Here is a 23,465-nt window from a genome sequence, read left to right on the forward strand (position 1 = left end):
TTGCTATTGAGGTAGTCGATCCTCGATAATGAGTCCATGCGATGCGACATACTGGTCTTTTGCCATTTTGGCCCAAAAGCGGTAGGACATCGCGCAGAAGCGACATGTGCTTGATCTTGTCGTCATTCAATGAGGGCTTTGCATGCGCTGGATGGACGTGCCGCCGGTTTGGTTGATTGCTTTTGCGGCTCTTGCCTGGTTGCAGGCTAAGTATCTGAAGCTGGGCCTGTCGCTTGAGGGCGGTTTGACGGATCTTCTGAGCGGGGTGTTGATCGGAGGTGGACTCCTGATGGCTGTCCTGGCGGTGGTCGAATTCCGCCGTCACAAAACAACCGTCATCCCGCATGAAACCCCGTCGTCGATGGTGCAGTCCGGCATCTACAAGCGCAGTCGCAATCCGATCTATGTGGGCGACGTTCTGATTCTTGCGGGCCTTGTCCTTCGGTTTGATGCCGTCTTGTCACTGGTTCTTGTGCCGGTCTTCGTCTGGGTGTTGGAGCGTCGGTTCATCCTGCCGGAAGAAGACCGCCTGCGTCGAACCTTTCGCGCTGATTACGCGCGCTACGAACGCAAGACACGGCGCTGGATCTAGTGTGGATTCTGCAATGACATCACGTCAAAAATGCTGCGCTTGCGAAATAATGTTGCGCAGGATACATCTTTGCTTAACAAAGAATACCGATCACCCGCTCAGAACGAGTAAGAATTAGGGGGACTGCCAGTGAAGATAGGCACGCCAAAGGAAATACTGGACGGCGAGAACCGGGTCGCGATGACACCGGACTCGGCCGTGCAACTGCAAAAACTGGGCTATGAGTGCCTGATCGAAAAAGGCGCAGGTGCTGCCGCCGGTTTTTCGGACGCGGCGTACGAGGCCGTGGGCGTTGAAGTTGTCAAGACCGCGGCATCCTTGTGGAAAGCCGCAGATATCATCGCCAAGGTTCGTATCCCGACCGAGACGGAGCTGAAACGTCTGACTAAGGGTAAGACGCTGATTTCCTTCTTCAATCCTGCCGCCAACGAAGAAGGAATGGACCTTGCCAAGTCCAAGGGCGCAAACGTGATCGCCATGGAAATGGTGCCGCGTATTTCTCGCGCGCAGAAGATGGACGCATTGTCGTCGATGGCCAACATTGCCGGCTACCGCGCCGTTATCGAGGCGGGCAACAACTTTGGTCGTTTCTTCACCGGTCAGGTGACGGCGGCTGGCAAGGTGCCGCCTGCAAAGGTTCTGATCGTCGGGGCCGGTGTTGCCGGGCTTGCCGCGATCGGGACGTCGACCTCGCTGGGTGCAATCACCTACGCGTTCGACGTGCGCCCCGAAGTGGCCGAACAGGTCGAATCGATGGGGGCAGAGTTCGTCTATCTGGACTTCGAAGAAGAACAGCAGGATGGTGCGGCCACCGGTGGGTATGCGTCCGTCCAGTCAGAAGAGTTCCGCAATGCGCAGCTGGCCAAGTTTCGAGAGCTGGCGCCGGAAATGGACATCGTCATCACCACGGCGCTGATCCCCAACCGTCCGGCGCCAAAGCTGTGGCTGGATGACATGGTCAAGGCAATGAAGCCGGGCTCGGTCATCGTTGACCTTGCGGCCGAGCGCGGCGGGAACGTCGAAGGTACCGTGCCGGACGAAAAGGTGGTGACCGACAATGGCGTGACCATCATCGGCTATACCGACTTCCCCAGCCGGATGGCGGCGCAGTCTTCGTCTTTGTACGCGACCAATATCCGTCACATGATGACCGATCTGACGCCTGAAAAGGACGGCCAGATCAATCACGACATGGAAGATGACGTGATCCGCGGCGCGACCGTGACCTATGAGGGTGAGATCACCTTCCCGCCGCCGCCACCCAAGGTGCAGGCAATCGCGGCGCAGAAAAAGCCCGAGGTCAAGGAACTGACCCCGGAAGAGAAGAAGGCGCAGGAAATTGCGGCCTTCAAGGCGCAGACCAAGCAGCAGTTCACCCTGCTGGGTGTTGGTGGCGTGCTGATGCTGCTGGTTGGGCTGATCGCTCCGGCCAGTTTCATGCAGCACTTCATCGTCTTTGTGCTGGCCATCTTTGTGGGCTTCCAGGTGATCTGGAACGTCGCACACAGCCTGCACACTCCGTTGATGGCGATCACCAACGCGATCTCGTCGATCATCATTGTCGGGGCCCTGATGCAGATCGGATCGGGGTCGTTCCTGGTTATTCTGCTGGCGGCACTGTCCGTCTTCATGGCCGGGATCAACATCTTCGGCGGTTTCCTCGTAACCCGGCGCATGCTCGCCATGTTCCAGAAATCTTAAGGAGGCCGGGCACATGGATTATGGCTTCACTACTGCCGCCTATGTTGTTGCGGCTGTCCTTTTCATCCTTTCGCTTGGTGGTTTGTCGAACCAGGAAAGCGCCAAGCGCGCGGTCTGGTATGGCATCGTCGGTATGGCGCTGGCGGTTTTTGCCACGCTGGTTGGCCCCGGGTCTGGCCTGTGGCTTCTGTCGATCCTGCTGATCATTGGCGGCGGTTTGATCGGTCAATACGTGGCGCAGCGCGTCCAGATGACCGAGATGCCGCAACTTGTGGCCGCGATGCATTCGCTGGTCGGTCTGGCCGCGGTGTTTGTGGGTTTCAATGCGCATTTTGAGATCGGCAACGTGGCGCAGGTCCTGGCGATTGCGGATACGGCGAAAGAGGCGGATCTGCATGATCTGGGCACCTTTGCCAAACTGATTGCCAAGAAGACGCCGGCCGAGCTGGCAATCCTTCATGTAGAACTGTTCCTGGGCATCTTTATCGGTGCGATCACCTTTACCGGTTCGGTCGTGGCCTATGGCAAGTTGGCGGGCAAAGTGACCTCGGCGGCGACAAAGCTGCCCGGTGGTCATGCGCTGAACGCGGCGGCAGCGGGTCTCTCGCTGATCTGCCTGATCTGGTATACCTCGTCCGGTGGGCTGCTGCCGCTGATCCTGATGACCCTGGCCGCGCTGTTCATTGGTTATCACCTGATCATGGGCATCGGTGGCGCGGACATGCCGGTGGTTGTGTCGATGCTGAACAGCTATTCGGGCTGGGCCGCGGCGGCGATTGGCTTCTCGCTGGGCAACGACCTGCTGATCGTGGTCGGTGCGCTGGTGGGCTCGTCCGGTGCGATCCTGTCCTACATCATGTGTAAGGCGATGAACCGTCACTTTGTCAGCGTGATCCTGGGCGGCTTTGGTGGCCCGCAGGGTGAACAGATGGCCGTTGAAGGTGAACAGATCGCCATCGAGGCCGATGGCGTTGCTGCGGCTTTGAACGACGCGGACAGCGTGATCATCATTCCGGGCTATGGCATGGCCGTGGCGCAGGCGCAGCAATCGGTTTCCGAACTGGTTCGCAAGCTGCGGGCCAAGGGCAAGAACGTTCGTTTCGCAATCCACCCTGTGGCGGGCCGCTTGCCGGGCCACATGAACGTTTTGCTGGCCGAAGCGAAGGTGCCGTATGATATCGTTCTGGAAATGGACGAGATCAACGACGACTTTCCGGACACGGATGTGGCCATCGTCATCGGCTCGAACGATATCGTGAACCCTGCGGCTCAGGAAGATCCCAACAGCCCAATCGCCGGCATGCCGGTTCTGGAATGCTGGAAGGCCAAGCAGGTCTTTGTCTCGAAACGTGGTCAGGGCACCGGGTATTCCGGCATCGAAAACCCGCTGTTCTTCAAAGAGAACACCCGGATGTTCTATGGCGACGCCAAGGCATCGCTGGACAAGCTGCTGCCGATGATCGATTGATCGTCGCGTTGGATCCGATTGCAAAGGGCGCCTTTGGGCGCCCTTTTCTTTTTGAGTGTGTATGGGGGCGTTGCCCCCAAACCCCCAGGATATTTCCAGCCAGATGAAGCAGGCGGAGTGTGGTAGCCTGGGGTGGCGGCAAAGATGGCAGGAGGTCGAAGATGGAGAAGGTGAACGGTATTGGCGGTGTGTTCTTTCGCGCCCGCGACCCAAAAGCGCTGAGCGCCTGGTATGAGAAGCATCTGGGCGTCAATCATTATGACCCCGTGCCCTGGAAGCAGCGTGAAGGCTATACGGTCTTTGCACCATTCGCGGAGGACACCGAATATTTCGGACGGGCCGATCAGCAGTGGATGATCAATTTTCGTGTCGATGATCTGGGCGCGCTGACGGCGCAGCTTGAGCAGGCTGGAATCACGGTGGAAACCAATCCTGACTGGGACAGCGAAGTTGGAAAATTTGCCCGCATCCATGATCCCGAAGGCAACCCCATCGAGCTGTGGCAGCCAAATCAATGAGATAGCAGGGTTGTATACTGTAGTATCCATGTAAGTATATGAAATAAAAAGAGAATTGATGTATCTTTTTTGTGCCGTATAGTGCGCGAGACGAGGCGGAGCCACACATGAAACCGATAGATGACCATCCCCTTCGCTATGCGCTGGCCAACGAACTGCATGCTCGACCGTTCCCGGTCGCGTCAATGCCCTGTACGGTGGTTTTTCTTGCGATCAAAAAGCCCGAGGCCGCCGTGGCGCGTGATCGACGTGAGGATTTGGCTCATTTGATCGACCTGCTGGATCGCCACGGTGCGCAGCACCCTCGGCCGGACGCCACGCATTACGCGGGCCAGATTGGACGCCACTGGTTGAAGTGGGAGCAGCATACCGAATTCGTGACCTATACAGCGATCGCTCAGAATGTGAGTGAACGCGCCTTTGACCCGGCTGACTTTGAGGTCTTTCCGCCCGATTGGCTGATGGCCAGTCCGGGTCAAAGGGTAACGTCGGTCCTGGTGCGCGTGGTTGAACGCGAAAGTGACGACGTGGTGAAATCGAAACTGCTGGATTGGTTCGAGCCGGAAAGCCTGGCCGTGTCCAGGGTATTGGACGATGCAGCGGTTTGCGCCAGTGATTTTCGGATCGATCCGGCAGGTCACATGCGCTTTGCCTTGTTCGTGGCCGAGGGCACCGGACGGCGCCGGACGGGACGCATTATCCAGCGTCTTTGCGAAATTGAAACGTATAAGGCGATGTCGATGCTGGGTTTTGCGCGCGTCAAGCAGTTGATGCCGCGTATCGGAGAGCTGGATGGGCAACTCACCCGATTGATGGGGCAGATGACCGGCAACTCGGCGCAGCCTGACGCGCTGTTGCAGGATTTGCTGGCAACGTCGATCGAGCTCGAAACACTGTCGGCCCGGTGTTCTTTCCGGTTCGGAGCCACCGGGGCGTATGAGGCCATCGTCAACCAGCGGATCGAAGTTTTGCGAGAAGAACGTTTCGAGGGTGGTCAGAATTTCGCCGATTTCATGATGCGCCGATATGACCCTGCAATTCGCACCGTGAAATCCACGGAACGCCGCCTTCAGGCCTTGTCGGACCGGGCGATCCGCGCCGGTGAGTTGCTGCGGACAAGAGTGGATGTGGAACGCAGCGCGCAAAATCAGGCGTTGCTGGAAAGCATGGACCGTCGGGCCGATCTGGCACTGCGCTTGCAACACACGGTCGAGGGGCTTTCCGTGGTTGCCATCAGCTATTACGCGGTTTCGCTGGTCAGTTATCTTTTGTATCCGCTGACGGCCTCTGGCATCAGCAAGGGTATGCTGACGGCGGCGGTAACGATCCCGGTTGTCGTCGCGGTGTGGTACTCGGTGAGACGCATTCGCAAACGGCTCGGTTGAGCAGCAATTGCCAAGTTTTTTCTGACCTGTAGAACAGGGGCATTGGGCAAGCAGAGCGAGGGCATGGGATGGCAAGCATAGTTGCAGCATGGCGCGCTGTCGCCGCCATGTTCATTCTGAATGGTGCCCTGTTCGGAATCTGGGCGTCGCGCATTCCCGCCATACGTGACCGCTTGGAACTGTCCCATGAGGCGCTCGGATACGGCCTGTTGTTCATGGCTGCGGGGGCTGTCTGTTCTTTCCCGATAACCGGGCGGCTTACGGATCGTTTCGGCGCTGTTGCAATCACCCGGATCATTGCGGTTCTGTACACGGCGTCGCTGATCTTGCTTGCTCTGGCTGATGGGCTTGGGGGGCTGGCTGTGTTCCTGTTTGTCTTTGGCGCCTTCCACGGGTCGATGGATGTTGCGATGAATGCATGGGCCGCCGAGGTAGAGCAGGCATATGACAAACCTGTTATGTCCTCGTTCCACGCAATGTGGAGCCTTGGCGCCGGTCTTGGCGCGCTCAGCGGTTATGCCGCGGTTCAGATGGGGCTGACGGTTCTTGTGCACTTCTTATTGGCGGGTGGCGTGGTTGTTGGCCTTGCGCTTGCGTCATCCTGGGTAAGCTGGACCTCGCGCCAATCCAAAGGGCCTCAGAGTACGGTCTTCGCTTTGCCATCCGGGGCGTTGATATTGGTTGGCATAGCCGCCTTGTGCGGAGCGTTGGGCGAAGGGGCCGTCGCGGACTGGAGCGCGATATATCTGCGTGACATCACGGGGGCGTCCGAAAGCGTCGCTGCCTTGGGCTATGCGGTGTTTTCAGTGACCATGGTGGCGTTTCGACTTGCAGGCGCGCTTGTCATCACCCGGTTCGGTCCGGTCGTTTCCGCGCGGTTCGGTGGTATTTGCGCGGCGTTTGGGGTTTTCACGGTGGTTTCAACAGCAACGATCCTGCCCGTGCTGGCTGGCTTTGCCTTGATGGGAATAGGCTATGCCGTGATTATGCCGCTGGCATTCAGCCGGGCGGCCAGCGATCCGAATGTGCCGCCGGGGCAAGCCATCGCAAGCGTTGCGACATTGGGGTATGGGGGGCTGTTGATCGGTCCGCCGTTGATCGGCTTTTTGGCGGAAGTGTTCGGCCTGCGTCTGGCGTTCGCTGTGCTGTTGCCATTGGCCGTTCTGATCGTGCTGTTGGCCGGCGCGCTGAGGCGCGCCGACTGAACTTGTTTCAGCGTCCGCGAATGCGGGGATCCAGCGCATCGCGCAGACCGTCACCCAGATAGTTGACGCTCAGGACGGTCAGCGAGATTGCCAGACCAGGCCAGAATACACGCTCGGGGTATTGCTGTAGGTAATCGACTCCGTCGAACAGCAGGCGTCCCCATGTCGGGAAGTCGGGCGGAAAGCCCAGGCCCAGGAAGGACAGCGCGCTTTCGGTAATGATCGCCGTCGCAATCCCCAGCGTTGCCGACACCATGATTGGTGACAGAACGTTCGGCAGAATGTGCCGCGTGATGATCTGGCTGTTGCTGGTGCCGATGGAGCGGGCCGCCAGAACGAATTCGCGCTCCTTGATGGCCAGCACATCACCGCGCACGATCCGCGCCGTAGGCATCCACGAAGTGATGCCGATGGCGCAGACGATCAGGATGAAGATCCCGCGCTCCAGCCCGAACGCGGCCGACAGGGGCTCGCGGAACAGCAGCATCATGACCAGCAGCAAGGGCAGCAGGGGCAGGGCCAGAAACAGGTCTGTCAGACGCATAAGCGGTCCATCCAGCCGTTTGAAGAACCCGGCCAGAACGCCGATGAACGATCCCAGGAACAGTGCCAGCAGCATTGCGGTAATGCCCACCGATACCGAGGTTTGACCGCCCGACATCATGCGCGCCAGAATATCCCGGCCCAGTTGGTCGGTGCCGAAGGGATGCGCCCAGCTTGGCCCCTGATTGCGGGCCCGGATATCGATCTGCGTTGGATCGATGCTCCAGAGATAGGGGCCCAGATAGACGCCTGCCACGATCAGGAAGAACAGCACTGCCCCCACCATGGCGCCCTTGTGCGTCTTGAACTGATCCCACACGTCGCGCCATTGGCTGCGCGGCGGGGTCGTGAGCTCCTCCATCACATCAGCGGTTGGCAGTGCGGTGGATGCGGGGGCCAGACCTTCGTCGGGGATCAGCGTGTCTGATTTGTCGTGATCAGTCATAGCGAATCCTCGGGTCCAGAATGCCATACAGGACGTCGGCGATCAGGTTGAACAACACGATCAGCACGGCGAAGATGAAGGTCAGGGTTTGCACCATCGGCAGGTCGTTGGCCTGAATGGCCCCGATCAGCAATTGACCGATACCATTCACCTTGAACACCTGTTCGGTGATGATGGCGCCGCCGAAGATGGCCGGAATACCCAGTGCAATGACCGTGACCACAGGGATCATCGAGTTGCGCAGGACGTGGACCATGACCACGGTGTATTCGCTGAGCCCCTTGGCGCGGGCGGTGCGGACGTAATCCTGGTTGAGGTTATCCAGCATTGAGGCGCGCATGAAGCGGCTGAGCTGCGCAGTGATCTGCAACGCCAGCACCATGACGGGCATGATCATCTGTTTCAGCTGAACAACAAAGCTGTCCCAGCTGTTGACCACATGGGTCGTGTCATAGATCGACGGGAACCAGCCCAGCTGGACCGAGAAGATCACGATCACCAGAACGCCCGAGAAGAACGGAGGGACCGAGAAGCCGACCATCGATACAAAGGTGCCCATCTGGTCGAACCAGGAATACTGGCGATAAGCCGAATAGATGCCGATGGGCAGGGCGATCAGGATGGCGACCACATAGGCGGTGCCGACAACCCATAGGGTCTGCGGGATGCGCTGAACGACGATGTCCATAACGGGCGAGCGGGTCTGCCAGGATATCACGCGCAGGTCGCCTGCGGAAAAACTGGTGCCGAAGATGTGGTCGATCAGAACCTGCGGTTCGATCCAGAAGAATTGCACGATCCATTTCCAGAACCGGATATGCATCGGCTGGCCAAGGCCAAGCGCCTCGCGCATCTTTTCCTTGACTTCGGGGGGAACGGTGAGCGGAACCTGCGCCATCGGATCGCCGGGTGCGAGCTCGAGAAGCAGGAAGATGACGAGGCTGATGAACAGCAGCGTTGGAACGGCCAGCACCAGTCGTCTGATTGTGAAATTAAGCATTAAGAGGCGCCTTTATATGCGTCTTCTTGTTGGGGTGGGATGCAATTGACCGCGCCCCGATAACGATCGGGGCGCGGTTTTGCAAGGTCAGTGCTTAGGAACCGGTCTTGCGGTACCAGTCCGCAATGTTCCACAGCTCGCTGTCCCAAACGTTCAGGACAACGCCACCCAGGGTGTTTGCATGTGCCGACAGACGACCACGGTGAACTAGCGGGATCATACCACCATTCTGAACCATGATGTCATTCAGCTGCTTGGCGATTTCCGCACGCGCTTCCAGACCAGCGGTTTCGGCCAACTGAGCGTGCAGCTTGTCGAACTCTTCGTTGCAGAAGCGGCTGATGTTCTCACCCTGCCACTGGGAGTCAGGACGCGGAGCTTTGTCGCACAGGCCGTTGCCCAGATAGGACTGCGGGTCGGTGCCGTTGAAGGTGTTGGCGTACATTTCAACGTCGGCATAGAACTTCTGGAACGTGTCCGGCGAACCCGGGTCACCACCAAAGAAGACCGATGCGTTGATGTTGCGCAGCTCGGATTCGATACCAATCTGGCTCCACCATTCCTTGATCAGCGCCTGGAAGTCCTGACGAACAGCGTTGGTCGAGGTCTGGTAGACAATTTTCAGCGGAACGCCGTCCTTCTCGCGAACGCCGTCGCCATCGGAATCAACGATGCCTGCATCATCCAGGAGTTTCTTCGCGCCTTCGATATCCTGCGTGTCACAGGTCATCGAGGTCGAGTTGAACGCAGCAGGGGCCGGAACCCAGTTACAGGTGACTTTACCAGCCTGACCGTAACCGATTTCGACCAGCAGCGGGCGGTCGATCGCCAGCGACATCGCTTTGTAGACCGCCGGATCCGTCAGGAACGGATGCGGATGCTTGGCTGTCGAACGCTCGCCTTCAGGCAGCTCGGGCGACGGGTTGGTCTGGTTCAGCATGATGCGCTCGACCAGCGGGCCGAAGCCTGCAACCGGCGTACCTTTGCCACCTTCCTGCATCTGAGCGATCACTTCCGGAGCCAGTTGCAGGTTCCAGGCATAGTCAAACTCACCGGTTTCCATGACGGCACGACCAGCAGCCGTCGCGTCACCGCCGCCTTTGAAGGTCACGGTCGCAAAGGCAGGTTTTGCCGGATCACGATAGTTGTCGTTGGCCTTGAAGGTGATCACGTCGTTCGGCTTGAACTCGGTGACGACAAAGGGACCGGTGCCGATCGGGTTGAAGTTCTGTTCTGTACATTCGGGGGCCTTGGCGCCCATGCAGTTTTCGAACTGGGCCTTTTGCAGGATCGGGCTTTCACCGCCGACGAACGGGCCATAGGGGAAGGGGGTCGGTGCGTCGAAAGTGACCTTGACGGTCAGGTCATCAACAGCTTCGACCGAGGTGACGCCTTCGAACTTGGTGACCTGTGCGCAGCCACCTTCCGGGTGCATGCAGTAATCAGCGGTGAACTTCACGTCAGCAGCGGTGAACGGAGAGCCGTCCGACCATGTGATTCCCGGCGCGATTTTCCATGTGATCGACGTCAGGTCTTCGCTGACACCGCCATTTTCCACGGTCGGGATTTCAGACGCCAGAAATGGCACCATGTTGCCGTCCTGGTCGTAGCGGGCAAGAGGCTCGATCACCAGCGATGCTGATTCCACGTCTTTCGTACCGCCGGACAGGAACGGGTTCAGGATCGACGGAGCCTGCCAATAGATGATGCTGACATTGCCGTCCGAACCGCGCTCGGCAAAGGCCATCGGGGCCATTGCCGTGCTTGCGATCGCACCAAGCAAAAGGGTTTTGATTTTCATAAGTCACTCCCGAATTGGACACGTTCGTGTCTCGATTATCTCCGCAAGGCCTGCGGGTTTGGCGTTGCCGCTTCGGGGTAAGGTTTTGATCATTCACAATAATAGCGCTAACGGATTCCGTCGGCGCTGCTTCCCCAAGGCGGTTACGTTGGGTATCGAAACAGAACTTGAGAAAAATGCAAGTGGTGCCGTCGCGAAAATGTGTAATGGGTTTGACTTTTCCCGGTGGCCCGCCGTAGCGTTCGGCACTCAGAACAAGAATAACCTCGTCAAGGGAGCGCGCACGTGCTGGATCAGCCTATTGCTCAAATCAAAAAACTGCGGGTGGAGTTTCAGACAAAGGACGGTCCCGTTGTTGGTGTTGAGGACGTCTCGTTCGAGGTCAAACCAGGCGAAACCGTTTGTATCGTTGGCGAATCGGGCTCGGGGAAGTCGGTTTCATCTTTGTCTTTGATGCGTCTGGTCGAGTTTGGTGGCGGCGAAATCGCGGGCGGCGAACTGCTGTTTGATCGTCGCGATGGCGAAAAAATGAACCTGGCCAAGGCCGATCAGGATCTGATGAAACAGATTCGCGGCAACGAGATCGGGATGATCTTTCAAGAGCCGATGACCGCGCTGAACCCCGTTTTCACCGTGGGCCGCCAGTTGACCGAAGGTCTGCGCATCCACAAGGACATGACGAAGGCGCAGGCCGAGAAACGGGCGCTGGAATTGCTGCGTCAGGTCCGTATCCCAGAGCCCGAGCGCCGTCTGAAACAATACCCTCACGAGTTGTCGGGCGGGATGCGCCAACGCGTTGTGATTGCGATGGCGATGGCCTGTGAACCGCGCCTGTTGATCGCCGACGAACCCACCACGGCGCTGGATGTGACCATTCAGGCCGAGATCCTGGCCTTGATGGACCGCCTCAAGCGGGAAACCGGAACTGCGGTGATGTTCATCACCCACGACATGGCCGTGGTTGCCCAGATGGCTGACCGCGTGGTGGTGATGTTCCGCGGCAACAAGGTCGAAGAAGGCACGGTCAAGGAAATCTTTGAAAACCCGCAGCACGATTATACCAAAGCATTGCTGGCTGCGGTGCCGAAACTGGGCGAGATGCAGGGTAAATCTGCGCCCGAGCCGATGAAGCTGCTGGGGGTCGAAGGGCAGAATATTGCGCCAATTCCGGGTACGGAAGAGGTTCTGCTGACCGTGAAGAACCTGACAACACGGTTCCCGGTCAAGGGCGGGCTTTTGCGACGCACAATCTCGAACGTTCATGCGGTCGAAGATGTCTCGTTTACTCTGAACAAAGGTCAAACGCTCAGTCTTGTCGGGGAATCCGGTTGCGGCAAGTCTTCGGCAGGGCGTTCGATTCTGCGGCTGGTTGAGCCGTTGGCGGGCGAGATTGATCTGGACGGTGTCGATATCATGAAGCTTGATCCGTCTGGTTTGCGCAAGGCGCGGCTGGACATGCAGATGATTTTCCAGGACCCGTTCGCCTCGTTGAACCCGCAGATGCAGCTGGTCGACCAGGTGGCCGAGCCGATGCGCAACTATGGCGTGGCGTCGGGGTCCGAGTTGCAGGACCGCGTGGCACAATTGTTCGACAAGGTGCAATTGCCGCGCAGCTTCATGCGTCGTTTCCCGCACGAAATGTCGGGCGGTCAGCGTCAACGGATTGCAATTGCCCGCGCATTGGCCCTGAACCCCAAGCTGATTATCGCGGATGAGGCGGTCTCGGCCCTTGACGTGTCGGTGCAGGCGCAGGTTTTGAACCTGATGATGGAATTGCAGTCCGAGCTGGGCCTGTCATACCTGTTCATCAGTCACGACATGGCCGTGGTCGAACGGGTCAGCCACTATGTCGGGGTCATGTATCTGGGCCGCATTGTCGAACTCGGGCCCCGGGCGCGGGTGTTCGAGAACCCGCAGCATCCCTATACACAGGCTCTGATGAAGGCGGTTCCGATCGCGGACCCGAACAAGCGGAAATCGGAAAAGGATCTGAATTTCAAACCGATCCCTTCTCCTATTCACCCCACCAACTACACGCCGGAACCTTCGCAATATCAAGAGGTTGAGGCAGGGCACTTCATCCTGACCACGGACAGCGGGTATTGACCCCAATGGCGAAACGCCTGACCCCGCTTGAGATCATGACACAGCTGATCTCATTTCCGACCGTAAGCCGTGACACCAATCTGCCGCTGGTGGATTGGGTTCAGGACTACTTGCAGGGCCACGGAATCGAAAGCCACCGCTGGCCAGATCCGGACCAACCGCACAAGGCCGCGATCTTTGCGCATGTTGGTCCACAGGAAGAAGGCGCGGTGGTTTTGTCTGGCCACACGGATGTCGTGCCGGTGGACGGTCAGCCGTGGGACACTGATCCTTTCACGGTGACCGAGAAAGACGGCAGATACTTCGGTCGCGGCACCTGCGACATGAAGGGGTTTGACGCCCTGGCCATCTGGGCTCTGGTCGAAGCACACTATGCCAATATCAGCCGGCCGCTTCAGCTGGCGCTCAGCTTTGACGAAGAGGTCGGATGCACCGGTGCGCCGCCCATGATTGAAGCTATGCAACAGGTTCTGCCCAAGGGATCGGCAGTGATAGTGGGTGAGCCGTCGATGATGCAGGCGGTGACGGGGCACAAGGGCGGGTTCGGCATTGATACACATATCGTCGGGTTCGAAGTCCACAGCTCGATCATGCACACTGGCGTGAACGCGATCATGGCGGCAGCGCCTTTGATCGAATGGGCAAGTCACAGAAATGCCGAAAGCATGGCTGCTGAGCCGAGCGAAATCGCGGCCGTATTTGACCCGCCGTGGACAACCTGTCATGTCGGCATGATTGAAGGTGGGACAGCCCACAATATCACCGCCAAAGACTGCACTTTCATGATGGATTTCCGCACGGTGCCGGACGAAACGCAGGCTGAATGGCGCGATGCCTATATCGAACAGGTCCGCCAGGTCGAAACACGGATGCAGGCCGTTCACCCCGATGCGCGTATCGAACTGACTGAACATTTCGCGATCCCGGGGCTGGTGCCCGAACAGGACGGAGAAGCCGAAGCTTTGGTGCGGGCCCTGACCGGGGACAACGCAAGCCACGTCGTCAGCTATGGGACCGAGGCAGGGCAGTTTCAGGCGGCCGGGTATTCAGCCGTGATTTGCGGCCCCGGCGATATCGCGCAGGCTCATCAGCCAAACGAGTTCATATCGATCGCGCAGTTCGAAGCTGGGCACAGGTTCATGCAGCGATTGGTTGAAAAGCTGAGCGCGGCGTAACATTCAACGTGGCCTCAGTGGTTCAGGGGAGGGTCTTGAGATGCCTGTCAAAAACAGACTTGCAGAGATGCACGGCGATATTACCAAGTGGCGGCGACACCTGCACGCACATCCTGAACTGATGTATGACGTGCATGAAACGGCTGCTTTCGTAGTCGAGCGTCTAAAGGAATTTGGTGTGGATGAGATCACGCCGGGAATTGGCAGGACGGGTGTCGTGGCTGTGATCCGGGGAAGGCAGGATACGACCGGGCGCGTGATTGGATTGCGCGCTGACATGGATGCATTGCCGATCGAAGAAGCGACGGGGTTGGACTATGCCTCGACCGTAAAGGGCAAGATGCACGCCTGCGGGCATGACGGGCATACCTCGATGCTGCTTGGGGCCGCCCAGTACCTGGCTGAAACCCGAAACTTCGATGGCACCGTTGTTCTGATTTTTCAGCCCGCCGAAGAAGGTGGCGCAGGTGGTCTGGCCATGTGTCAGGACGGCCTGATGGATCGCTGGGGCATTGATGAGGTCTATGGCATGCACAATATGCCGGGGTTGCCGGTGGGCGAATTCGCGATCCGACCCGGCGCCTTGCTGGCCTCATCTGATGAATTCGAAATTACGATCACCGGCAAGGGCGGACACGCCGCTGCACCGCATGATGCGATAGACACCACGCTGGTGGCCTCGCATATCGTCGTCTCGTTGCAATCCGTCGTGGCGCGCACCGTCGATCCGATCAAACGCGTGGTGCTGACCGTGGGTACGTTTGAAACGGACAGTGTCGCGTCAAACGTGATCGCGCATACTGTCCGCTTGCAGGGGACCGTACGGACACTCGACCCCGAATACCGCACAATTGCAGAAGAGCGCGTGCGCAGGATCGCCGAGAATACGGCCTCGGCCTTCGGCGCAAAGGCGGATGTCGTCTGGACGCCCGGCTATCCGGTAACGGTCAACTCCGAGGCTGAGACGTCGTATGCTGCCGAGGCGGCCGAGGCCGTGGCGGGCAAGGTCAATGACAGCACTGATCCGATCATGCCGTCGGAAGATTTTGCCTACATGCTTGAAGAACGGCCCGGAGCTTACATCTTTATCGGGAACGGGGACACGGCCATGTGCCATCACCCGGAATACAATTTTGACGACAATGCGATTCCCGCCGGTTGCAGTTGGTTTGCCGAGATCGTGGAACGACGATTGCCCGTGGCATAATTGAGGGAGAGTGACATGCCGATCAAGAACCGCCTCGCAGAGATGCACGAAGAGATCACAGGCTGGCGGCGTGACATTCATCAACACCCGGAAATTCTGTACGACACGCACCGCACCAGCGCGCTGGTGGCGGAAAAGCTGAAGGAATTCGGCTGTGACGAGGTCGTTACAGGCATCGGTCGCACCGGCGTGGTCGGGGTCATTCGGGGAAAGAGCGATACGCAGGGCCGTGTGATTGGCCTGCGCGCCGACATGGATGCCCTGCCGATGCAGGAACAGACCGGGCTGGACTATGCCTCGAAGACTTCAGGCGCGATGCATGCCTGCGGGCATGACGGGCATACCGCCATGGTTTTGGGGGCGGCAAAGTATCTCTCTGAGACGCGCAATTTCGACGGCACTGCAATCGTGATCTTTCAGCCCGCCGAAGAGGGCGGGAATGGCGCCGAGGCCATGTGCAAGGACGGTCTGATGGACCGGTTCGGCATTCAGGAAGTCTATGCGATGCACAACGTACCGGGCCTGCCGACCGGGCAGTTCGCGATCCGTTCGGGCCCTTTGCTGGCCGCGGCGGACGAATTTGATATTCATCTTGAAGGGCGCGGCGGTCACGCCGCAAAACCCCATGAGACGGTCGATACGACGGTGATGCTGTCGCAACTGATCGTGGCATTGCAGACGATCGTGTCGCGCAATGCCGATCCGATCCTGCAAGCCGTGCTGTCGGTGACGTCCGTCGAGTCGTCGTCGAAAGCGTTCAACGTGATCCCGCAATCGGCGCAGATACGCGGCACTGTCCGGACCCACTCCAACCAGATGCGTGATCTGATCGAACAGCGCCTCAAAGAGGTCGCCGAAGGGATTGCAGCAACATTCGGTGGTTCCGTGAACGTCAAGTACTCGCGCGGCGTTCCGGTGACGATCAATGCCGAAACCCAGACGGGATATGCGGCCGAAGCCGCAGTCTCGGTCGGGGGCAGCTGCATCGAGGCGCCGATGGTGATGGGGGGCGAGGATTTCTCGTTCATGCTGGAGGAACGGCCCGGAGCCTTCATCGTTCTGGGCAACGGTGACAGCGCCGGGTTGCATCACCCTGAATACGACTTCAACGACGAGATCATCCCGATCGGATGTTCGTGGTTCGCAGAAATGGTCGAGCGCCGAATGCCGGCGGCTTGAACTGAATTAGGAGAGATAAAGACATGCCAGTCAAAAACCGCTTTGCCGAATTGCAGAAAGAAATCACGGAATGGCGACGGGATCTGCACGAAAATCCAGAGATCCTGTTTGAGACCCACCGCACCAGCGCGAAGGTGGCCGAGAAGCTGAAGGAGTTCGGCTGCGATGAGGTGGTGACCGGTATCGGACGTACCGGTGTCGTGGGGGTGATCAAAGGCAAGTCGGACAGCAAGGGAAAGGTGATCGGTCTGCGCGCAGATATGGATGCGCTGCCCATCCATGAGGCGACGGGGTTGGACTATGCCTCGAAAACGCCGGGCGCCATGCATGCCTGCGGCCACGATGGCCACACGGCGATGCTTTTGGGTGCGGCGAAGTACCTGTCTGAAACCCGAAATTTCGATGGCACGGTTGTTGTGATCTTCCAGCCTGCCGAAGAGGGCGGCGGCGGTGGTCGTGAAATGTGTAAAGATGGCATGATGGACCGCTGGAATATTCAGGAAGTCTACGGCATGCACAATTGGCCGGGACAACCTGTGGGCAAGTTTGCCATCCGCCCCGGTTCTTTCTTTGCCGCAACCGATCAGTTCGACATCACTTTCGAAGGGCGCGGCGGTCATGCGGCCAAGCCGCATGAAACAGTAGATACCACGGTTCTGGCCGCCCAGGCGGTGTTGGCGCTTCAGACCATTTCCTCGCGCAATGCCGATCCGATCGATCAGGTCGTGGTGTCGGTGACGTCGTTCGAGACCTCGTCGAAAGCGTTCAACGTGATCCCGCAGACTGTTCAGATCAAAGGTACCGTGCGCACCATGAGCAAGGATATGCGGGATCTGGCAGAAAAGCGGATCAATGAGATCTGCAACGGTGTGGCGGCGACGTTCGGAGGCACCGCAAATGTGACCTACATCCGCGGGTACCCGGTGATGGTGAACAGTGAAGAGCAGACAGAGTTTGCCGCAGCTGTTGCCCGGTCGGTTTCCGGTGATTGCGAGGATGCGCCTTTGGTCATGGGCGGCGAGGATTTTGCCTTCATGCTGGAGGAGCGCCCTGGCGCCTATATTCTAGTAGGCAACGGCGATACGGCCATGGTTCACCATCCGGAATACAACTTCAACGATGAGGCGATTCCCGCCGGGTGCAGCTGGTGGGCAGAGATCGTCGAGCAGCGGATGCCGGCGGCCTGATGGGGCGGGTGGGGGCTCTGCCCCCACACCCCCGGGATATTTTTGGCCAGATGAAGAGGGATCCCGCCCGCTCACGTCAGGTCGAGCGAACAGCACAGCGTTTCCACGACGGAGTCCAGTGCGTTGCTTTGCGTCTTGACACAGGATTGGGCGGCGCTGCGGGCCTGTGTCAGGGCTTGATCGTCTGAAAGCCAATGTTGGACCGCCGCAGAGAGATCTGTTTCGGTTCGAACCTCGATGGCGCCACCGGTTTTGATCAACGGTGCGAATGTTTCAGCAAAATTGAAGTATCCGGGGCCGGTTATCACGGCGGCTCCGGCCTGGGCCGGTTCGAAAGGGTTGTGGCCGCCGATGTTTTTCAGGGAACCGCCCAGGAACACGATGGGAGACACAGCGTACCATGTGCCGGTCTCACCCAATGTATCAGCAACATATACTTGGGTTTCGGTTTTGATCGGGGAATTTTCTGATCGAAACGCGGCGTTGAGACCGGAGGCGTCCAGTAGTTTGGCGATATCGCCGCGGCGCTCTGGGTGGCGGGGGATCAGCAGCAGCAGCAGATCGGGCCAGCGTTCCTGAAGTAACTTATGCGCGGCCAGAACGATTTCCTCTTCACCGGCATGGGTTGAACTGGCGATCCACACAGGTCTGCCGGAAATCTGAGAACCGATGTCATCCAGCGTGCCGTGATCTACGGGAAGAGGGTCTGACATGGCCTTGAGATTGGTGCCGGGCCGGACGCGGCCCGCAGGGGCGCCGATGGCTGTCAGGTTGGCTGCGGTTTTGTCGTTCTGCGTCAGGAACAGGTTGAACTTGTTCAACACGAACCGCGCTGTTTTAGGGCGTTTTTTCCAACCGGCAACGGACTTGTCCGACAGTCGTGCATTCAGAAGGGCCAGCGGAACGCCGTGTCTGGCGCTTTCGATGATCAAACGCGGCCAAATCTCACTTTCGACGAAAACTCCGCCCTCTGGTTGCCAATGGTTCAGAAAGCGCCGGACCGGGCCTGCCGTGTCCAGCGGCGGGAATTGATGCCGTGTGCGGGGCGGTAGGCGTTTTTCGATCAGAGCCGCTGAGGTCGGGGTGCCCGAGGTGATCAGAAACTCGGCCTCGGGCAGGCGGTCTGCCAGCCGTTTGATCAGGCTGAGGACCGAAAGGCTTTCGCCGACGCTGGCGGCGTGGAACCAGATCAAACGCCCATTTGGTCGGGGCAGGCTGGCATGGCCAAGGCGTTCTTGTTGCCGCTTATCAGATACGTTTGCGGCCCGCAGCTTGTTCCGAACGACCCGCCATATCAGAGGCGCGGCCAGAGACGTGAGGGCGCAGTACACATGGTACAACGCCGTGGGGCGGCCGTCGTGATCCGGCATATCAGCCGCCTGTATGGCTCATGTGACGGCTCATCCGGCCATCGACGGCTTGGCGGGAATAGTCGAAGTCATGCCCTTTGGGCTTGAGATTGATGGCTGATCGGATCGCGTCTTCAAGTGGCTGTTCGGTATCGGGATGATCGCGCAGGGCGCCGCGCAGGTCGGCCATGTCTTCCTGACCCAGGCACATGTAAAGCTCGCCCGTGCAGGTCAGGCGGACCCTGTTGCAGCTTTCACAGAAATTGTGCGACAGCGGCGTTATGAAGCCGATTTTCTGGCCGGTTTCCTCGAGCCGCACGTAACGGGCCGGGCCGCCGCTGCGTTCGGCCAGATCGGTGACCGAATAGTGGTTTTCGTATTCTTTCCGGACGTCCTTGAGCGACCAGTACTGATCCAGGCGGTCTTCGTTGCCGATATCACCCATTGGCATGACTTCAATCCAGGTCAGATCCATATCCCGCTGGGCGCACCATTCCGTGATTTTAGGAAGTTCGGGCTCGTTGAACCCTTTCAGGGCAACGGCGTTTATCTTGATTCGCAGGCCAGCTTTTTGCGCGGCGTCGATTCCGTTCAAAACCTGTTTCAGGCGACCCCAGCGCGTCACCTTGGCAAACTTGTCATCATCCAGAGTGTCCAGCGAGACATTCACCCGACGCACACCGGCCGCATACAGGTCTTCGGAAAATCGGTGCAGTTGCGAACCGTTGGTTGTCAGCGTCAACTCCTTCAATGCACCGCTGTCCAGATGACGTGTCATCGAATTGAAGAACGTCATGATGTTGCGACGCACCAAAGGCTCACCACCCGTAATGCGCAGCTTTTCGACCCCCATTCTGACGAAGGTCGAACACATCCGGTCCAGTTCCTCCAATGTCAGCAGGTCTTTCTTGGGCAGAAAGGTCATGTTCTCGGACATGCAGTACACGCAGCGGAAGTCGCAGCGATCCGTGACGGAGACGCGGAGATACGTGATGGCGCGGGCAAACGGGTCGATTAGCGGAGCTGTCATGCCATATAGGTAAAGCTGGAACAGGGCCGCGACAAGTGCGAACTGCGCTTTGCGCTGGAACAGGTGGGCGCAGGGTTGTAGGTTTCCGGCATGAAGAAAATACTTGTTTTGACATGCGCAATGACGGCTGGATGCGACGCCGTGCAGTCAACGACTGACCGAGTGTTCGGCGGGGGCGACGCGCCCGCCCAGACGGTGCCTGACACGGAAACGGGCACCGCCGTTGCCGAAGAGGTGTTGCAACCCGAACCGGTTTCCGCGCGCCCGAACTGGGTTGGGGCGAAAACCACCATCGCCGGGCTTGGGGATCCGACCACTCCGGGGCGCTGGATGCAGACGCCGCTGGTGGACAGCGAAGTTACCGCGCGTGTCGTCGTGCCACGGACCGGGGCGCAGGCCTATATCACGTTGGTCCCGGTTTCCGGTCCGGACAGCGGCGGCAGCCGCTTGTCACTGGACGCCATGAGGGCCCTGTTGGTGCCCTTCGACGAACTTGTCGAGCTTGAGGTCTATGTGAACTGATTTTTCAGGTATTTGCCTGCTTCGCGGCGGGCAAACGGCTTCATGGCGTCACCGTGCTGTTTCAGAAAGGCGATCACGCGTTCCGGGTCATGTTTGGACAGTTCGCGCAGCCACCAGGCGATGGATTTCTGGATGAACCAGTCGCGGTCCGAAACATATCCCGCAGCCCAGCCAAGGATGCGGTCACGGCGGTGCAGATCGTCAGGCTTGGGGTGGTTCTGTTTGGTCCAGGGCAGGGTTGCGACCAAGGCCGCGCGCCGGGTCCACATGTGATCGGACCGGGTCCACAGTTCAACCTCGTCCAACCGTCCGGGATCTGCTGAAAGCCGTTTTTGCATCGCCATGCACGCGTGGTCCGCAACGGCCCAGGCATCGAAATCCGGCAGCCAGCTTTGAAGCAAATTCCAAACCGCCGCATCCGGTCGGATGCGTGCCTGAGTCAAAAGCTTGGATGCGGCAAGTCGCCCTTCGTGGATGTTGCTTTGCCATAGCCCGTCCGCCAATGCGACCCGCGCCGGTACGTCCAGTTCTTTCCGCCACGCCTTGGTCAGGTCGTTGAGAACCGGGTTCGCGACGCCCAGATAGATGCGATCCGCCTTGTGGTAACTGGCCATCTGGGTTGCCCGATCCGGGTCGCCATGCGCTTTGATCTGATCGAGATATCCACTCAGCATCGGGCTCACGTCGGTACGCCGGTTGGCTTTCCATCAATCGTATGGCTGTTCCTTTCCACCCAATACGAGCGGATGTCCTCGTCTGATTTTCCATCCACCCATTTCTGCATCGTATCGCGGTCGGATTGGAATTCCATGAAAGGCACGGCATAGCCGCAAGAGGTCTGTACCATGTCGATCGACTGGTCATAGATCTGCCGTGCGCTTCGGTGATTTGGGAATAGGCCGGCAAGGTCGTCCCATCCATCATCCCCGACATGCAGGCAACGTGCCGTGCCGTAGGTGCGCAGGATCATCGGACGTGTGGTGAAGGAACACCACATCAGCGTCATCCTGTTGACCTGCAATAGATGCCCCGCCGTTTCATTGCCACTGCCGGTCAGGTTCATCCAGACGATGCGGTTCGGCCCCAGTACCCGCAGCGAATCCATTCCCTTGGGGGAAATATTGACCCGACCTTCGGCCCCGGCGGTTCCGACGAAGAACATATGCTGATCTTCGATGAACTTTTGATGTGCCTCATCAAGCTGCGGAAACTGCTTGGCCATAATTCACTCCACCGTGACCGACTTGGCCAGATTGCGCGGCTGATCCACATCCGTGCCCTTGGCAACCGCCGTGTGATAGGCCAGCAATTGCGCAGGAACCGAATACAGGATCGGCGCAAGGCTGGTGTGAATATGCGGCATGCGGATGGTGCTCCAAACACCGTCGCCGGCCTCGTCAATTCCATCATCATCAGACACAAGGATCACTTTGCCCTTGCGCGCCATTACCTCCTGCATGTTCGACACGGTCTTGTCGAACACGGTGTCACGGGGTGCCATGACAACCACGGGCATATGTTTGTCGATCAGGGCGATGGGGCCGTGTTTCAACTCGCCCGATGCATAACCTTCGGCGTGGATATAGCTGATTTCCTTCAGTTTCAGTGCGCCTTCCATTGCCAGCGGATACATCAGGCCTCGGCCCAGAAACAGGACGTCGCGCGCCTCGGACAGGCGTTGGGCCGCCTTGCGGATCGCCCGGTTCTGATCGAGTGCGGTGTTCAACACGGTCGGCAACCCGCGCAGCGCGGCGGCATGATCGGCGATGTCCTCATCCGTCATCGTACCCCGGTCTGCCGCGGCCTTGAGCGCCAGCATCAGCAGTACGCTCAATTGGCAGGTGAAGGCTTTGGTCGAAGCCACTCCGATTTCGACACCTGCATGGATCGGCAAGGCGATATCGCTTTCGCGAGCAATCGAACTTTCGGGGACATTGACGACCGAAACGATCTTGTCTGCCTTGCCCTCACAATACCGCAGCGCGGCCAGCGTGTCGGCGGTTTCGCCCGACTGGCTGACGAAAAGCGCCAGTGTTCGATCCGTGATCGGAGGTTCGCGATAGCGGAACTCGCTGGCGATATCGACCTCGACCGGCATCTTGGCCAGTTGCTCGAACCAGTATTTCGCGGTCAGGCAGGCGTAAAACGCGGTGCCGCAGGCCACCATGGTCAGACGTTCCAGCTTGCTGAAATCCAGATCGGCATCGGGCAGTGCCACACGGTCACCGCCCGTGGGCAGGTAGGACCGGATCGCTTCCGCCACAACAATGGGCTGTTCAGCGATTTCCTTGGCCATGAAATGCTTGTGCTCGCCCTTGTCCGCGCGCGTGTGATCCAGCTTGATCTTGCGCTTTTCCCGGTTGGCCAGCTCACCGGCTTCGTTGCGGATTTCAAGCGACGTTCGGGTCAGAACCGCGCGGTCGCCTTCTTCCAGGTACGTGATCTGATTGGTCAGCGGGGCCAGGGCAATGGCATCGGAGCCCACATACATCTCGCCATCCCCGTGACCGATGGCCAGTGGTGATCCCTTGCGGGCCGCCACGATCAGGTCGTCCTCTCCGTCGAACAGAAAGGCCAGCGCAAAGGCGCCTTCCAACTGGTCGATCGTCTTGAACGCGGCCTCAACCGGGGACAGGCCCGAGTTCAGGTGGTGTTCCGTCATGAGGGCGACCGTTTCCGTGTCGGTTTCGGTTTGGAAATCAACACCATGTTCGGCCAGCTCGGCCCTCAGGTCGCGATAGTTTTCGACGATGCCGTTGTGAACGACGGCCACCGGACCCGCCTGGTGCGGATGCGCATTGTTGACCGACGGGGCGCCATGCGTGGCCCAGCGGGTATGGCCTATGCCGGATTTTCCGGGAAGAGGATCATGCACCAATAGGTCGCTGAGGTTGACCAGCTTGCCAACCGCGCGCCGCCGGCCCAATGCGCCGTCGTTGACGGTTGCAATCCCGGCGCTGTCATAGCCGCGATATTCCAGCCGTTTCAGGGCTTCTACCAGAATGGGGGCGGCCTCGTGCTGCCCCAAAACACCTACTATTCCACACATATC

The 23,465-nt window shown here is 58.9% G+C and carries 20 protein-coding genes; 12 read left to right on the forward strand and 8 right to left on the reverse strand.

The annotated features are described in order from the left end of the window. Window positions 1-142: 142 nt before the first annotated feature. From AC2FNN_RS08660 to AC2FNN_RS08685, 6 genes are all read left to right on the forward strand, one after another. Window positions 143-592: a methyltransferase family protein gene (locus AC2FNN_RS08660; RefSeq protein ID WP_496757939.1), complete on the forward strand. Its 450-nt coding sequence runs from the start codon at window positions 143-145 to the stop codon at window positions 590-592. A gap of 129 nt (window positions 593-721) precedes the next feature. Further along, window positions 722-2,293: a Re/Si-specific NAD(P)(+) transhydrogenase subunit alpha gene (locus tag AC2FNN_RS08665; protein ID WP_496757941.1), complete on the forward strand. Its 1,572-nt coding sequence runs from the start codon at window positions 722-724 to the stop codon at window positions 2,291-2,293. A 13-nt stretch (window positions 2,294-2,306) separates the two neighbouring features. Next, window positions 2,307-3,761, forward strand: coding sequence for an NAD(P)(+) transhydrogenase (Re/Si-specific) subunit beta (locus AC2FNN_RS08670; RefSeq protein WP_496757942.1), 1,455 nt, complete (start codon window positions 2,307-2,309; stop codon window positions 3,759-3,761). Window positions 3,762-3,922: 161 nt separating this feature from the next. Next, window positions 3,923-4,279 carry a VOC family protein gene (locus AC2FNN_RS08675; protein WP_171639134.1) on the forward strand — a complete coding sequence of 119 codons (357 nt, stop codon included), beginning with the start codon at window positions 3,923-3,925 and terminating at the stop codon, window positions 4,277-4,279. 107 nt (window positions 4,280-4,386) lie between these two features. Next, entirely contained in the window at window positions 4,387-5,664 is a 1,278-nt protein-coding gene (locus AC2FNN_RS08680) for a DUF3422 family protein (protein WP_496757944.1), read from the forward strand. A gap of 68 nt (window positions 5,665-5,732) precedes the next feature. After that, the gene (locus tag AC2FNN_RS08685; protein WP_496757945.1) at window positions 5,733-6,869 is read left to right on the forward strand and encodes an MFS transporter; all 1,137 of its coding nucleotides are present in this window, start codon (window positions 5,733-5,735) and stop codon (window positions 6,867-6,869) included. A 7-nt stretch (window positions 6,870-6,876) separates the two neighbouring features. Here AC2FNN_RS08685 and AC2FNN_RS08690 read toward each other — a convergent pair whose 3' ends face one another. The 3 genes from AC2FNN_RS08690 to AC2FNN_RS08700 form a co-directional block, all read right to left on the reverse strand. Beyond that, window positions 6,877-7,857 (reverse strand): ABC transporter permease, encoded by a 981-nt coding sequence (locus AC2FNN_RS08690; RefSeq protein ID WP_496757946.1) that lies wholly within the window; start codon window positions 7,855-7,857, stop codon window positions 6,877-6,879. After that, window positions 7,850-8,857 (reverse strand): ABC transporter permease, encoded by a 1,008-nt coding sequence (locus AC2FNN_RS08695; protein ID WP_171114986.1) that lies wholly within the window; start codon window positions 8,855-8,857, stop codon window positions 7,850-7,852. Before AC2FNN_RS08695 ends, AC2FNN_RS08690 begins: the two co-directional genes overlap by 8 nt. A 94-nt stretch (window positions 8,858-8,951) precedes the next feature. After that, window positions 8,952-10,658, reverse strand: coding sequence for a peptide ABC transporter substrate-binding protein (locus tag AC2FNN_RS08700; RefSeq protein WP_496757949.1), 1,707 nt, complete (start codon window positions 10,656-10,658; stop codon window positions 8,952-8,954). Window positions 10,659-10,943: 285 nt separating this feature from the next. On the opposite strand from AC2FNN_RS08700, the gene AC2FNN_RS08705 reads away from it, so the two are divergent. From AC2FNN_RS08705 to AC2FNN_RS08725, 5 genes are read left to right on the forward strand one after another with little or no spacing between them, the layout of a single operon-like run. Further along, window positions 10,944-12,764 carry an ABC transporter ATP-binding protein gene (locus tag AC2FNN_RS08705; protein WP_496757951.1) on the forward strand — a complete coding sequence of 607 codons (1,821 nt, stop codon included), beginning with the start codon at window positions 10,944-10,946 and terminating at the stop codon, window positions 12,762-12,764. A gap of 5 nt (window positions 12,765-12,769) precedes the next feature. Further along, on the forward strand, window positions 12,770-13,939 hold the full coding sequence (argE, locus tag AC2FNN_RS08710; RefSeq protein WP_496757953.1) for an acetylornithine deacetylase: 1,170 nt from the start codon (window positions 12,770-12,772) through the stop codon (window positions 13,937-13,939). A gap of 40 nt (window positions 13,940-13,979) precedes the next feature. Continuing rightward, window positions 13,980-15,146, forward strand: a complete 1,167-nt coding sequence (locus tag AC2FNN_RS08715) for a M20 aminoacylase family protein (RefSeq protein WP_496757955.1) — start codon at window positions 13,980-13,982, stop codon at window positions 15,144-15,146. A 15-nt stretch (window positions 15,147-15,161) separates the two neighbouring features. Then, on the forward strand, window positions 15,162-16,325 hold the full coding sequence (locus tag AC2FNN_RS08720; RefSeq protein ID WP_496757956.1) for a M20 aminoacylase family protein: 1,164 nt from the start codon (window positions 15,162-15,164) through the stop codon (window positions 16,323-16,325). Window positions 16,326-16,348: 23 nt separating this feature from the next. Next, complete coding sequence (locus AC2FNN_RS08725; protein ID WP_496757957.1) at window positions 16,349-17,512, forward strand: M20 aminoacylase family protein; 1,164 nt, start codon at window positions 16,349-16,351, stop codon at window positions 17,510-17,512. Window positions 17,513-17,583: 71 nt separating this feature from the next. Here the strand turns inward: AC2FNN_RS08725 and AC2FNN_RS08730 are convergent, their stop codons facing one another. Both AC2FNN_RS08730 and moaA read right to left on the reverse strand, forming a co-directional pair. Then, complete coding sequence (locus tag AC2FNN_RS08730; protein WP_496757959.1) at window positions 17,584-18,882, reverse strand: 3-deoxy-D-manno-octulosonic acid transferase; 1,299 nt, start codon at window positions 18,880-18,882, stop codon at window positions 17,584-17,586. 1 nt (window position 18,883) lies between these two features. Then, window positions 18,884-19,891, reverse strand: a complete 1,008-nt coding sequence (gene moaA / locus AC2FNN_RS08735; RefSeq protein ID WP_171231291.1) for a GTP 3',8-cyclase MoaA — start codon at window positions 19,889-19,891, stop codon at window positions 18,884-18,886. 90 nt (window positions 19,892-19,981) lie between these two features. On the opposite strand from moaA, the gene AC2FNN_RS08740 reads away from it, so the two are divergent. Continuing rightward, window positions 19,982-20,413 (forward strand): hypothetical protein, encoded by a 432-nt coding sequence (locus tag AC2FNN_RS08740; protein WP_496757961.1) that lies wholly within the window; start codon window positions 19,982-19,984, stop codon window positions 20,411-20,413. Here AC2FNN_RS08740 and AC2FNN_RS08745 read toward each other — a convergent pair. From AC2FNN_RS08745 to glmS, 3 genes are read right to left on the reverse strand one after another with little or no spacing between them, the layout of a single operon-like run. Beyond that, window positions 20,401-21,087 (reverse strand): DNA alkylation repair protein, encoded by a 687-nt coding sequence (locus AC2FNN_RS08745; RefSeq protein WP_496757962.1) that lies wholly within the window; start codon window positions 21,085-21,087, stop codon window positions 20,401-20,403. The genes AC2FNN_RS08740 and AC2FNN_RS08745 overlap by 13 nt on opposite strands. A 5-nt stretch (window positions 21,088-21,092) precedes the next feature. Further along, window positions 21,093-21,635, reverse strand: a complete 543-nt coding sequence (locus tag AC2FNN_RS08750; RefSeq protein WP_496757964.1) for a pyridoxamine 5'-phosphate oxidase family protein — start codon at window positions 21,633-21,635, stop codon at window positions 21,093-21,095. 3 nt (window positions 21,636-21,638) lie between these two features. Beyond that, window positions 21,639-23,462: a glutamine--fructose-6-phosphate transaminase (isomerizing) gene (glmS, locus tag AC2FNN_RS08755; protein WP_496757965.1), complete on the reverse strand. Its 1,824-nt coding sequence runs from the start codon at window positions 23,460-23,462 to the stop codon at window positions 21,639-21,641. Window positions 23,463-23,465 lie beyond the last annotated feature (3 nt).

The organism is Ruegeria sp. BHSA118, assembly GCF_059613405.1.